Annotated in this window: 12 protein-coding genes; 6 read left to right on the forward strand and 6 right to left on the reverse strand. The window is 68.5% G+C overall.

From position 1 onward, the window contains the following. Positions 1–141: 141 nt before the first annotated feature. From ACGFNJ_RS13135 to ACGFNJ_RS13145, 3 genes are all read left to right on the forward strand, one after another. The gene (locus ACGFNJ_RS13135) at positions 142–1,890 is read left to right on the forward strand and encodes a 3' terminal RNA ribose 2'-O-methyltransferase Hen1 (protein ID WP_393446792.1); all 1,749 of its coding nucleotides are present in this window, start codon (positions 142–144) and stop codon (positions 1,888–1,890) included. Beyond that, the gene (locus ACGFNJ_RS13140) at positions 1,890–4,469 is read left to right on the forward strand and encodes a polynucleotide kinase-phosphatase (RefSeq protein ID WP_393446794.1); all 2,580 of its coding nucleotides are present in this window, start codon (positions 1,890–1,892) and stop codon (positions 4,467–4,469) included. The genes ACGFNJ_RS13135 and ACGFNJ_RS13140 overlap by 1 nt, the downstream gene beginning before the upstream one ends. A 176-nt stretch (positions 4,470–4,645) precedes the next feature. Beyond that, positions 4,646–5,884: a serine hydrolase domain-containing protein gene (locus ACGFNJ_RS13145; RefSeq protein WP_393446796.1), complete on the forward strand. Its 1,239-nt coding sequence runs from the start codon at positions 4,646–4,648 to the stop codon at positions 5,882–5,884. A gap of 1 nt (position 5,885) precedes the next feature. Here ACGFNJ_RS13145 and ACGFNJ_RS13150 read toward each other — a convergent pair whose 3' ends face one another. Continuing rightward, entirely contained in the window at positions 5,886–6,281 is a 396-nt protein-coding gene (locus ACGFNJ_RS13150) for a DUF1801 domain-containing protein (RefSeq protein WP_069166992.1), read from the reverse strand. Positions 6,282–6,369: 88 nt separating this feature from the next. Further along, the gene (locus ACGFNJ_RS13155) at positions 6,370–6,951 is read right to left on the reverse strand and encodes a helix-turn-helix domain-containing protein (protein WP_393446799.1); all 582 of its coding nucleotides are present in this window, start codon (positions 6,949–6,951) and stop codon (positions 6,370–6,372) included. An 89-nt stretch (positions 6,952–7,040) separates the two neighbouring features. Here ACGFNJ_RS13155 and ACGFNJ_RS13160 point away from each other — a divergent pair, with 89 nt between their 5' ends. The 3 genes from ACGFNJ_RS13160 to ACGFNJ_RS13170 are packed head-to-tail and all read left to right on the forward strand — an operon-like array spanning position 7,041 to position 9,243. Then, entirely contained in the window at positions 7,041–7,526 is a 486-nt protein-coding gene (locus tag ACGFNJ_RS13160; RefSeq protein WP_393446801.1) for a DinB family protein, read from the forward strand. 25 nt (positions 7,527–7,551) lie between these two features. Continuing rightward, entirely contained in the window at positions 7,552–8,568 is a 1,017-nt protein-coding gene (locus ACGFNJ_RS13165) for an alpha/beta fold hydrolase (RefSeq protein WP_393446803.1), read from the forward strand. 30 nt (positions 8,569–8,598) lie between these two features. Then, on the forward strand, positions 8,599–9,243 hold the full coding sequence (locus ACGFNJ_RS13170) for a TetR/AcrR family transcriptional regulator (RefSeq protein ID WP_393446805.1): 645 nt from the start codon (positions 8,599–8,601) through the stop codon (positions 9,241–9,243). Between the two features lies 1 nt (position 9,244). Here the strand turns inward: ACGFNJ_RS13170 and ACGFNJ_RS13175 are convergent, their stop codons facing one another. From ACGFNJ_RS13175 to ACGFNJ_RS13190, 4 genes are all read right to left on the reverse strand, one after another. Further along, on the reverse strand, positions 9,245–10,009 hold the full coding sequence (locus ACGFNJ_RS13175; protein ID WP_393446807.1) for a trans-aconitate 2-methyltransferase: 765 nt from the start codon (positions 10,007–10,009) through the stop codon (positions 9,245–9,247). A 120-nt stretch (positions 10,010–10,129) separates the two neighbouring features. Beyond that, complete coding sequence (locus ACGFNJ_RS13180) at positions 10,130–10,615, reverse strand: NUDIX domain-containing protein (RefSeq protein WP_393446809.1); 486 nt, start codon at positions 10,613–10,615, stop codon at positions 10,130–10,132. 10 nt (positions 10,616–10,625) lie between these two features. Next, positions 10,626–11,870, reverse strand: coding sequence for an RNA polymerase sigma factor (locus ACGFNJ_RS13185; RefSeq protein WP_393446811.1), 1,245 nt, complete (start codon positions 11,868–11,870; stop codon positions 10,626–10,628). After that, positions 11,867–12,268 carry a YciI family protein gene (locus ACGFNJ_RS13190; protein ID WP_393446813.1) on the reverse strand — a complete coding sequence of 134 codons (402 nt, stop codon included), beginning with the start codon at positions 12,266–12,268 and terminating at the stop codon, positions 11,867–11,869. The genes ACGFNJ_RS13185 and ACGFNJ_RS13190 overlap by 4 nt, the downstream gene beginning before the upstream one ends. Positions 12,269–12,372 lie beyond the last annotated feature (104 nt).

Raw genomic sequence — 12,372 nt, forward strand, 5'->3', positions numbered from 1 at the left:
CGCGCAGGTCCACAAACCCTGTCCACCATTCACAAAGCGTGCGCCCGCTGTGAACAGCACCGAGTCTCTGTGGACCCACGTCCCAGCGTTGACGGTGAAACTTCCTTGCGAACGGTCGTCCGGCTGGGCGACGATCGCAGGATGCTCCTGACTATCACCTGCACACCTCCGGAGGGCGCCGACTGGCCGGCGACCGACCTGGGCTTCTTGCTGCACAAGAACCCCGACCGGGTGCAGGCGTTCGACCAGTCGTACGGCACCGCGCATGTCGTGTATCCGGAGGCGAATGCCGCCCGGTGCACGGCCGCGCTGCTGCTCGAGGTCGACCCGATCCGGCTGGTGCGTGGAAGGTCCGGCAGCACACCGGATTTCAGCCTCGGCCAGTACGTCAACGATCGGCCGTATGCGGCGTCGTCGCTGCTGTCGGTCGCCATCGGCGCGGTGTTCCGCACCGCGCTGCACGGACGCTGCACGCTGCGCCCGGAGTTGGTGGAGACCGCACTGCCCCTGCGCATCGAATTGCCCGCAGTGCCGTGCAAGGGCGGGCCGGAGGTGGCCGAGCGCATCTTCGCGCCGCTCGGCTGGGCAGTGGACGCCACCGCATTGCCACTGGACCCGGCGTTCCCGGACTGGGGCGATTCGCATCACCTCCGGCTCACGCTGACCGGCACCCTTCGCCTGGCCGATGCCCTCTCTCACCTGTACGTCCTGCTGCCGGTCCTCGACGGCGCCAAGCACTACTGGCTGGCCGCCGACGAGGTGGACAAGCTGATCCGCGCGGGCGGCGGCTGGCTGGCCGAGCACCCGGAACGGGGCTGGATCACGCGGCGCTACTTGGCGCGCCGACAGTCGCTGGTGCGTGCCGCACTGGCTCGGCTCGCTGAAGTCGACGAGGTGGAGCCGGAACTGCTCGACGCCGTCGAAGAGGTGGTGGACGAAAGTGACACCACCGCAAGCCTTTCAGATAACACTGTCGCCGAGGCGAAGGCAGCCGCTGGCAATCCGACCGCCGATGTCGGCACACACGCGGGCAGCTCGATCGTGGGCGGCGCTCCCGATACTGGCCGGCACACGGGCAACGTGGTCGCTGCTGCGGGCAGTCCGACCGCCGACCGCAGTTCAGACACCCCCGACGACGCGAGCAACGCGGCCGTCGACGGCGCTCCCGATGTGGGTCAGCACGGGGGCGATGCCGCCGCGCGCGATGCGGACAAGCCGACGGGCGGCGCTGCGGCTGAAACGACCACGCGCACACCGTCATTGGCAGTGACGCGGCGGGCGGCGGTGCGTGCGGCGTTGCACGAGGAGGGGGCGCAGCGGGTGCTCGACCTCGGTTGCGGGGAGGGCGCGCTGTTGCTGGAACTGTTGTCGGACCGGACGTTTACCGAGATCGTCGGCGTCGACGTGTCGATGCGGGCATTGCGGATCGCGGAACGCAGGCTGCGGCTCGACCGGCAGCCGGAACGGGTGGCCCAGCGGCTGAGCCTGGTCCAGGGTGCGCTCACCTACACCGATGCACGGCTGCGCGGCTACGACGCCGCGGTGCTGATGGAGGTCATCGAGCACGTCGACCTGCCGCGGCTCGGTGCGCTGGAGCATGCGGTGTTCGCGTCGGCCGCGCCGAAGACGGTGCTCGTCACCACGCCGAACGCCGACTTCAACGTGCACTTCGACACCTTGCCAGCCGGCGAGTTCCGGCACGCCGATCACCGATTCGAGTGGACCCGTGCGGAATTCGCGGCGTGGGCCGACGCGGTGGCGGCGCGCAACGGCTACGCGGTGCGTTTCGTGCCGATCGGAACGGTGGATCCGGAGTCGGGGGCGCCGACGCAGATGGCGGTCTTCACGAAGTCCGATGCAGTGTCCGCGACGCGGGAAGGGGCGGCGTGATGACGGAGCTCTCGGTGCCGGAACTGGCACTGGTGGTATTGGTCGGCAGCACCGGCTCGGGCAAGTCGACGTTCGCGCGCAAGCACTTCCGATCGACGGCGATCGTCTCCTCCGATGCCTGCCGCGGTGTGGTCAGCGACGACGAGACGGACCAGTCGGCGACGGCGGAGGCGTTCGCGCTGCTGCACCACATCGCGGGTGTCCGGCTGCGGCGCGGCCTGCGCACGGTGGTCGACGCGACCAACGTGCAGGCCAAGGCCCGCCAGGAGTTGATCGCGGTGGCGCGGGCACACGACGTGCTGCCGGTGGCGATCGTGCTCGACGTGCCGGATTCGGTGTGCCTGGAACGCAATGCGACTCGACCGGATCGGGCCGCACTCGGTGCGCACGTGGTCGTCAGGCAGCAGCGCGAGCTGCGGCGCAGCCTGCGCGGGCTGGAGCGCGAAGGCTTCCGCAAGGTGCATGTGCTGCGCGGCGTCGCCGAGGTCGACGCCGCGACCATCGTCGACGAGAAGGCGTGGAACGACAAGCGGGAACTCACCGGCCCGTTCGACGTGATCGGTGACGTGCACGGCTGCCGCGCCGAACTGGAAACGCTCCTCGGCGAACTCGGCTACAGCATCGACCGCGACGACGCGGGCCGCGCGGTCGGCGCCAGGCACCCGGATGGGCGCACCGCGGTGTTCGTCGGCGACCTCGTCGACCGCGGCCCGGACACACCGGGCGTGCTGCGCCTCGTGATGGGCATGGTGGCGGCGGGAACCGCGCTGTGCGTCACCGGCAATCACGAGAACAAGCTGGTGCGCGCCCTCGACGGCAAGCAGGTGCGGGTGGCGCACGGGCTCGCCGAGTCGCTGGCGCAGCTCGACGACGAGGACGAGATCTTCCGCAAGGCGGCGCACGAGTTCTGTCGCGGGCTGGTCAGCCACTACGTCCTCGACGGCGGCAACCTCGTCGTCGCGCACGCCGGTCTGAAGGAGGAGTACCACGGCCGCGCGTCGGGACGCGTCCGGTCCTTCGCCATGTACGGCGAAAGCACCGGGGAGACCGACGAATACGGCCTTCCGGTGCGCTACCCGTGGGCCAACGACTACCGCGGCCGCGCCACCGTGCTGTACGGGCACACCCCGGTGCTCGACCTGCAGTGGGTGAACAACACACTGTGCCTGGACACCGGCGTGGTCTTCGGCGGCAGGCTCTCCGCGCTGCGTTACCCGGAGCGCGTGCCGGTTTCGGTTGCCGCAGAACAGGTGTGGTACGAGCCGGTGCGGCCGCTCGAGGCGACCACGATCAGCACCGCCGAGGGTGTCGTCCGCCGCGACCCCGGCGTGCTCGACCTCGACGATGTCGTCGGCCGCCGGGTCGTCGAAACCCGCTATCACGGACGGGTCGGCGTGCAGGAGGAAAACGCCTGCGCCGCACTGGAAGTGATGAGCCGGTTCGCGATCGATCCGCGGTGGCTCGCGTATCTGCCGCCGACGATGGCGCCGTGCGCGACCTCGGAGCTGCCCGGGTATCTGGAGCACCCGGCGGAAGCCTTCGCGTACTACCGCGCCGAAGGCGTCGAGCAGCTCGTGTGCGAGGAGAAGCACATGGGTTCGCGGGCTGTGGTTTTGGTGGCGCGTTCGGCGCAGGCGGCGCGGGACCGGTTCGGCGTCGACGACGGCGGGACCGGTGTGCTCTACACCCGCACCGGCCGTCCGTTCTTCGACGACCGCGCACAGACCGAGGCGCTGCTGGCCAGGGTGCGTGCGGCCGCCGAGACGGCGGGCCTGTTCGACGAGCTGCAGAGCGAGTGGTTGCTGCTCGATGCCGAGCTGATGCCGTGGTCGGCGAAGGCAATCGGCTTGCTGCGCAACCAGTACGCGGCCGTCGGCGCCGCGGCGCGGGCCGCGCTCGGCGCCGCCGACGCCGTGTTGACCTCGGTCGCGGCGCGCGGGCTCGATGTCGCGGAGCTGGCGGAGCGCACCGGCGCGCGGGCGGCGGACGCCGCCGCCTTCACCACCGCATACGGCCGCTACTGCTGGCCGGTCGACGGACTGTCCGGGCTGCGGCTCGCGCCGTTCCAGATCCTCGCCGCCGAGGGCTCGAATTATGCGGTGCGGGACCATGATTGGCACCTCACCCGGATCGACCGGTTGGCGGCGGCCGACGCCGAGTTGTTCGCGCCGACCGGTCGGGTGTTCGTGGATCTCAGCGATCCGGCGAGCGAGGCCGGCGCCACCGCGTGGTGGACCGAGCTCACCGAGGCGGGCGGCGAGGGCATGGTGGTGAAGCCGCGCCAGGCACTGGTCCGCGGCGGCAAGGAGGGTTCGGGGCGGCTGGTCCAGCCGGGCGTGAAATGCCGTGGTCCCGAGTACCTCCGGATCATCTACGGCCCGGAGTACCTGCGCGAGACCAATCTGCGCAGGCTGCGCACGCGCGGGCTCGGCCGCAAGCGCTCGATGGCGTTGCGCGAGTACGCCCTCGGCCTCGAGGCCCTGGATCGACTCGCCACGGGCGAACCGCTGTGGCGGGTGCACGAGGCGGTATTCGCGGTGCTCGCACTGGAATCCGAGCCGGTGGATCCGCGACTGTGACCGACCTCACATAAGCACAGCTGACCCAGACAGGGTAGACAAAGGTGCACAGCGGCGGCTGTGCACCACGCCAGAAGCATTGCACTCGACAACTGACACACGTTACCGTCGAGTGTTAGCAGGCTGCTTGCAAGTGTTATCGGCCTGGCTGGCGAACCGGACAAAGGAGTCTGCCCATGCCCTCAGCGAGCTCAGACAGCACGCCGAACACCGGGCACATGATCGTCGACGACCGCTTCACCGCCGTAGCCGCGAAGTTCTTCGCGCTGTTCCGGCGCAAGCGGCAGGGCGGCGGCGCGCTCGCGGTGTACCTCAACGGCGCCCCGGTGCTCGACATCTGGGCGGGCTGGGCCAGCCCGGACCGGCGCTGGCACGCCGACACCATGGCGCTGTCGTACTCGACCGGCAAGGGTGTCGCGGCGACGATCGCGCACCGGCTGCTGGAGCGTGGCCTGCTCGAGCTCGACGCACCGGTGGCGACGTACTGGCCGGAGTTCGCGGCAAACGGCAAGCAGGACATCACGGTTCGCGAGCTGCTGAACCATCGTGCCGGACTGCAACGCGTCCGCGGACTGCTCGACAATCCGGCGGACCTGCTCGACCACGACGCGTTGGCCGCCGCCCTCGCCTCGTCCGCACCGGATCCATTGCGGCTGCGCGCGTCCGGCTATCACGGACTCACCTTCGGCACCCTCGTCGCCGAGATGGCACAGCGGGTGACCGGGCGCGGATTCACCGAGGTGGTGCGCACCGAACTCGAAGAACCGTTGGGCGAGAACGACTTCTGGTTCGGCGTTCCGCACCACCAACGCCATCGCCTGGCCGCGTTGTCCCCGCGACTCGGCGTCGCCAAGGTGCCGTTCGATCGGATGATCGCTCCCTTCGCCTCGCTGCGCTCGGTGCATTCGGCGCGCAGCGCGATCTACGACGGCTGGGCCGACATGACGCTCGGCCAGCAGCCCTACGACGCGATCATGCCCAGCTGGAACGGCGTTTTCACGGCAAGGGCCGTCGCCAGGATGTACGGCGCGATCGCCAACGACGGCATGGTCGGGCATCGTCGACTCCTGCGCAAGGACACCACCGACCTGATCGCACAGATGCCGCCGGGCAGCCGCTTCGACTACGTCCTCGGCGCGCCACCGCATTTCGCGCTCGGCTACCACCGCGGCATCGTCGGCACCACCCTCACCAGGCGCGCGCTCGGCCACTTCGGTATCGGCGGCTCCGGCGGTATCGCGATCCCGAGCCTCGGTCTCTCCGTCGCCTTCGTCACCAATCACCTTGGCAATCACGCCATGTCGCTGGGCGATGCCCGCCTACCGGTGCTCGCTGCCTTGTCTCGGCGCGCCGCCGTCGGCGCCGCCGACCTGGACCCAGTCTCGTCGGACTCCCTCGACATCGCCGCAGGCTGACTCAGCCCTTGCCTTTCAGCTTGCGCCACCCACCGGCTCGGTTGTTCGCGATGATCTGCTTGAACATCGCGAGAAGCGCTGGGGCGGGAACACTTTCGCCCTCGCGAACAGCGACGGTGCGTGCCGTCTTGTTCTCGTGCCCTGCGGTGATGATCCCCTCGGGATCGGGCACGATGGCCCCGTCGTAAAGAAACACATTGACGTGCGTCTTCGCCGCGAGCAGCGCGCAGATGTTCCCCTCGAGCACGAAATACGGCTGCACCGTCCGCTTGATCGTCTCGACGACCTCGGGGTCCGCGGCGTGCACCAACTCGCGCACCTCCTGACAGATCGCCTGCTGCCACTCGGGTAGTGCGTCGATATAGACATCGACGCGGGGGTCTACCTCGTAGGACATGCGCTACCTCGCCTTCGCTCGAACCGGCTACGCCGTTCCTGTCGCGATCCAAACACACAATCGGCGAAGCACACCGGATATTTCCTGATCAGGTGTTGGGCTCGGCGCGCACGTGAGCACGCATCCCGTGTGTGCCGAACAGGATCAGCACTTCGACTGCGCCACCGTCGGCGCTGCCGAGCCAGTGCGGCAAGGACGTGTCGAATTCGGCTGCCTCGCCGGGTGGCAGCGTGAGGTCGCGCGCGCCGACGACCAGTCGAAGGTGACCGTTGAGGACGTAGAGCCATTCGAAGCCCTCGTGCGTCTTCAGCGCAGGCTCGACGGGTTCCGGTTGCGCAGGGATCAGCATCTTGAATGCCTGCACCCCACCGGGGCGGCGGGACAGCGGGATGAAAGTCATGCCGAATCGGTGGATCGGCTTCAGATGGATTCGGGGATCGCCGGTGCGTGGGGCGCCGACGAGGTCGTCCAACGGAACGTCGTAGGTGCGGGCCAGCGGGAGTAGCAGCTCCAAGGTGGCTCGGCGTTGTCCGCTCTCGAGGCGGGACAGGGTGCTCTCCGAGACACCGGTCGTCGCGGCGAGGTCGGCCAGGGTGATGCCGCGGTCGCGACGCAGCGCACGCAGCCGCGGTCCCACGGCGTCGAGCACGTCTTCGGTCCCTGGGTCCATGCGGCCATCTTGCCAGAACCGCAATTTTTCGTGCCAGATCACGACTGGGCCGGTGATGCTGAAAACGTCTCGACCGGAAGGAGACCACGATGCCAACCACCACCCGCCGCAGGGACACTCCGCCGCCGCGGACCGGACGCAACGAAACCGAAACGCTGCGCGGCTTCCTCGACTATCTGCGGACCTCGATTGCCGCGAAGGTGGCGGGCGCTCCCGAACCGCAGGTCCGCACCGCCGCGGTACCCTCCGGCACGAACCTGCTCGGCCTGCTCACCCATCTCACCTTCGTCGAGCGCTCGATGTTCCTCGGGGACAACGTCACTGACTGGCAGGCAACATTCCGGGCCGCGCCGACGGACACGGTGGCCGACGTCGTCGCGCGTTATCGGCGCACGGTCGAGCGCGCGAACGAAGTTCTCGACGGGTGCACCGATCTCGGCGCACCGATCCCCCGGCCGGGGCGTGCCGCGCCGAGCGTCCGCTGGGCCCTCGCCCACATGATCGAGGAGACCGGCCGCCACGCAGGCCACGCGGACATTCTCCGGGAACTGATCGATGGCGCCGCCGGGCGCTGAATCCCCTTCTCCAGCAAAGGAACACATGATCACCACAGCACCGTCGGCCCGCCGCTCCACACGGACACTGGCGACCGTCCTGCTCGCTCTCACGCTCACGATCGGCACCGCAGCGTGCTCGACGTCGGCGACCGGCGAACCACCGTCCTATGCCGTTGCCACCCAAGATGATCCGCAGTTCACGAAGAACTTTCGGCACGAGTTCGCCGACGTCGACGGCGTCCGAATGCACTACGTGACCGGCGGCAGCGGCTCGCCGGTGGTGCTGATTCACGGTTGGCCGCAGACCTGGTACGGCTGGTGGCCGATCATGCCTGCGCTCGCCGAGCGGCACACCGTCTATGCCATCGACCTCCCCGGTCTCGGGGACAGCACCGGCTCGCCGACCGGCTACGACAAAGCGACCTTGGCGCGGTACGTGCACGCGCTGATCGCCGATCGGCTCGGGGTGCGCGACGCCCGCGTGATCGGGCACGACTTCGGCGCTGCCGTCGCGTTCCAGTACGCGGCGCAATTCCCCACCGACACTGCGCGTCTCGGTTACCTCGATCTGCCGCTGCCGGGGCCGGCGATCGATGCGCCGACTTACCGATCTCTGAGCTGGCATATCGCCTTCCACTCGCAGCGACGGGTGCCGGAGGCGGTGGTCCGCGACGATGTCCGCGAGTACCTGACACTGTTCTACCCTCAGGTCTCTTTCGGCGGAACGGCATTCGGCGGCACCTCGGATCGATCACCGTTCACTGACGCCGAGATCACCGAGTACGCAAGGACTTACGGCAAACCCGAGGCACTGTCGGGTGGTTTCGAGCTCTACCGCGCGCTCGACAAGGACGTCCGCGACACCGTGGCAGCACCGCCGGTCGGGCTCCCGACCCTGCTCATGTCCGCCCAGGGGCAGCTGGACGCCATCCGCGCCACCGCGGCGCCACGCATGACCAACATCGTGCGCGGGGTGGATGTGCCGCACGCCGGGCATTGGCTCGTCGAGGAGAATCCCCAGTTCGTGACCGCGGAACTGCTGCGTTTCCTCGACGAATGAACCCCATGCCGCCTGAGTACGATCGACCGTATGGAAAGCGGCCCCGAATCTGCCATGCTCCCCCGGCATCGGCCCGCCGACACCACCGACAAGCGGCTGCTCCGCGGGGCGAAGACGCGCCAGACGGTGCTGCGGCAGGCGGCCGATATCGCCTCGCTGGACGGGCTGGAGGGGGTCAGCTTCGGCAGGCTCGCCACCGAAACCGGCCTCAGCAAGGCGGGCATCCAGACGCTGTTCAAGACGAAGGAAGCGCTGCAGCTGGCCACCATCGACTACGCGCGCGAGCTGTTCGTCGACCACGTGGTCCAGCCGGCCAGGCCGCAGCCGCACGGCGTGGCCAGGCTGCGCGCACTGGTCGACAGCTGGCTGGCCTATGTCGAGACGCCCGTGCTGACCGGCGGCTGCTTCTGGGTCGCGTGTGCGGCGGAACAGGACAGCAGGCCGGGTCCGGTGCACGACGCGTTGTTCGATGCCAAGCGGGCCTGGTTGCGCACCCTCGAACGCGAGCTGCGCGAGGCAGTGGACGAGGGCGAAATCGCCGATGTGGACGCCGCATTCGCCGCATTCCAGATCGACGCGGTGCTCTCCGCCACCAATACCGCACTGCGTATCGGCGAGAAGTCCGCCGCAGGCCGTGCCCGAAGCATCGTCGCCAGCCTGCTGGTCACGCCGTGAATCAGGCCTTGTGGGCCACCGCGAAAATGCGACGGAACGGGAACCACGTACTGCCGTCGGCCATTTGCGGATAGGCGTTGCGCAGCCGCGGCGCCAGCTCGGTGCGGAACTCCTGCCAGTCCGCGTTGTCGAGCGCGCCTCGAATCGGCGTCAGCGCGGTACCGGTCACCCACTCCAGCACCGGATCCGGCCCGGTCAGCCGCTGCAGATAGGTGGTCTCCCACACATCGACGCCGGTGCCTTCAGCGATCATCACCGCCACATACGCACGCGGGTCGGGCACCGCATCGGCGGACCGCAGCGCGATCTCCCCCAATGCGCCCTGCCATCGCGGTTCGGTAGCCAACGCCCGGATCGCGCGATGCGACGGCGCATCGAAATTCCCCGGCACCTGCAACGCGAACCACGCACCGCGCGGCAGCGCGGCCATCCACTCCCCCAGCAAGGCCAGATGGTCCGGAACCCATTGCAGCACAGCGTTACAGACCACCACATCGGTCTCCGCATCCGGCTGCCAGTCGTGCACATCGAGCACCCGCGCGGCGACTCCACGCTCGCGCGCCTCGCGCACCATCTCCGGCGAGGAATCGAGCGCATCGATCCGCGCCTCCGGCCACCGCTCTCCGAGCACCCCGGTCAGCGTGCCCGGCCCACACCCCAAATCCACTACGGTGCGCGGTTTTTCCGCATCAATCCGCCCCACCAATTCGAAGAACGGCCGAGCCCGATGATCGGCAAAGTCGAGATATTTCTTCGGATCCCACATCTGACCCTCCTCGCAATACAGTACGAGCGTTCTTAGTACGATTGTACGGTATAGCGTGCCGCCACTACGGGCGTCGTTTCGGGCCGCCGGGCCATGCCCATCGAGCCCAGCTCGACGCCGTCAGGCTTGCTGAGCCAGGTGCTCGGACAGGCGATCCAGGTAGGGGCGTTGGCCGGTGCCGAGTTTGGCGGTGGCGGTGGGAAGGTCGAACCAGGCGGCACGGTCTATTTCGGGAAAGGTGGCGGTCTTGCCGGAGCGCGGAGGCCATTCCATGTCGAAGGTCCCCGGGACAATGACGGTCGGGTCGAGGTCGCCTTCGAGGGCCCAGACGGTGAGGTTCTTCTTGCCTTTGCCGCTGCCATAGCGGACGTCGCCGAGGGGAATCCAGTCGCCCGGCGGGACGAAAAGGCCTAGTTCCTCATGGAATTCGCGGGCGGCCGCAGCTTGGGCTTCTTCGAGGTCCGGTTCGTACTCGCCCTTCGGTATCGACCACGCGCCGTCGTCCTTCTTAGCCCAGAAGGGTCCGCCCATGTGGCCCAGCAGCACCTCGGGCCGGCCTGCGGTCCGGCGGAACAGCAACACGCCCGCGCTGTACTTGTCCGTCACCCCACGCAGTCTAGGAGTGACGGAGGCGGGCGGCGCGGAGGGTGAGGTAGTGGTTCTCCGGCGAGCTCGGGGTGCGGGCCGCGGCGGCCGTGTAGTGGGCGATGGCGGCGGGGAAATCGCCTGCCATTTCATGGAGATGGCCACGCACGGCGTCCAGGCGGTGGTTGGTCGCGAGTTGGTCGTCCAGGGTGGCGGCGAGCGCGAGGCCCGCGGCGGGCCCGTGCACCATAGCGGTGGCGACGGCCCGGTTGAGGGTGACGATCGGGTTGTCGCCGAGCTTTTCGAGGAGCAGGTAGAGATCGAGGATCTTGGACCAGTCGGTGTCTTCGGTACGAACCGCCTGAGTATGCAGGACGGCGATGGCGGCCTGGATTTGATAAGGACCGGAAAGTCCTTTGGCGAGAGTGCTGGTCGTCAACCGAACGCCCTCGGTGATCTGGGTGCGGTCCCATCGCGCGCGGTGCTGCTCGGCGAGCGGAATCAGTTCACCGTGCGCACCGGTGCGGGCCGCACGGCGGGCGTCGGTGAGCAGCATGAGCGCGAGCAGGCCGGTGACCTCGGTGTCGTCGGGTAGCAGCCGATGCACGGCGCGAGCCAAACGAATTGCCTCGGTGGACAGATCGACGCGATGCAGCTCCGGACCGGAAGTACTCGTGCTGCCTTCGGTGAAAATCAGGTAGAGCACGTGCAGGACGGTGCCGAGTCGCTCGCTTCGCGAGAGCTCGTCGATCCCCGCGAATGGCCGGTCCAGCGTCGCCAGCTTCTTCTTCGCCCGCGTGATCCGCTGCGCCATGGTCGTTTCCGGCAGCAAGAAGGCATGTGCGATCTCCGCCGTGCCGAGACCACCGACCGCGCGCAAGGTCAACGCGATCGCGCTGGCCGAGGACAACGCGGGATGACAGCACAGAAAGAACATGGCGAGTGTGTCGTCCTGGTCGACCGGCATCGCATCGGGCACGTCACGATCGAATGCCGTTGTCTCCCTGCGCCGCCGCGCGACCTCGGCGCGCACCGCGTCCGCCATCCGGCGCTGCGCCACCTGAATGAGCCAACCGCGCGGATTGTCCGGCAACCCGTCGACCGGCCACTGGGTCGCCGCGGCCAGCATCGCCTCCTGCACGGCGTCCTCGGCGGTGTCGAAATCACCGAAACGACGGACCAACGCACCGAGGACCTGCGGCGCCAACTCGCGCAACAGGTCCTCGGCCCTCGCCGGGAGCGGTGTGTCGTCGGGCACCACTCGCCGGTTGCTCACTGGTCGGTGGCTGGGACGCTCAGCACCAACCGCACTTCGATGTATTCGCCTATCGGCTTGCCACCCGGCCCCGGTGCCGCCGAGGCCTGCGCGGCGATCTCGTAGGCCCGTTCCGGGCTTTCCACGTCGACGATCCAGTACCCGGCCAGAAATTCCTTCGTCTCCGGGAACGGTCCGTCGGTCACCACCGGCGCCGAGCGGCCGTCGGAGCTGACGATGCGGGCTTCCGTAGGACCGGCGAGCCCTTGCGCGTCGACCAGCTCGCCCGACTTGGCCAATTGCTCGCCGAGGGCGCGTTGAAAGTCTATGTGCGCCTGGATATCTTCGGGGGACCATTCCGCGATCGGAGTGTCGCAGAATGCGGGGGTGGTGTAGGTCTTCAACAGCATGTACTTCATCGAAACTTCTCTCCGGCTACCGCCGATCGGTGCGCCCAGGTGGCGCGCTCGCGATGGGGTCGCAACCGTGCGCGCGGTTTCGACATATCGTGCCCGGTGAACCG

It is taken from the genome of Nocardia sp. NPDC049149 (assembly GCF_043197455.1).
Classification (GTDB): domain Bacteria; phylum Actinomycetota; class Actinomycetes; order Mycobacteriales; family Mycobacteriaceae; genus Nocardia.

Coding starts and splice junctions, on each gene's coding strand:
- ACGFNJ_RS13160 (WP_393446801.1), top strand. CDS start 7,041: ATGCCAACCACCACCCGCCGCAGGGACACTCCGCCGCCGCGGACCGGA.
- ACGFNJ_RS13175 (WP_393446807.1), bottom strand. CDS start 10,009: ATGTGGGATCCGAAGAAATATCTCGACTTTGCCGATCATCGGGCTCGG.
- ACGFNJ_RS13155 (WP_393446799.1), bottom strand. CDS start 6,951: ATGGACCCAGGGACCGAAGACGTGCTCGACGCCGTGGGACCGCGGCTG.
- ACGFNJ_RS13150 (WP_069166992.1), bottom strand. CDS start 6,281: ATGTCCTACGAGGTAGACCCCCGCGTCGATGTCTATATCGACGCACTA.
- ACGFNJ_RS13165 (WP_393446803.1), top strand. CDS start 7,552: ATGATCACCACAGCACCGTCGGCCCGCCGCTCCACACGGACACTGGCG.
- ACGFNJ_RS13140 (WP_393446794.1), top strand. CDS start 1,890: ATGACGGAGCTCTCGGTGCCGGAACTGGCACTGGTGGTATTGGTCGGC.
- ACGFNJ_RS13190 (WP_393446813.1), bottom strand. CDS start 12,268: ATGAAGTACATGCTGTTGAAGACCTACACCACCCCCGCATTCTGCGAC.
- ACGFNJ_RS13145 (WP_393446796.1), top strand. CDS start 4,646: ATGCCCTCAGCGAGCTCAGACAGCACGCCGAACACCGGGCACATGATC.
- ACGFNJ_RS13135 (WP_393446792.1), top strand. CDS start 142: ATGCTCCTGACTATCACCTGCACACCTCCGGAGGGCGCCGACTGGCCG.
- ACGFNJ_RS13170 (WP_393446805.1), top strand. CDS start 8,599: ATGGAAAGCGGCCCCGAATCTGCCATGCTCCCCCGGCATCGGCCCGCC.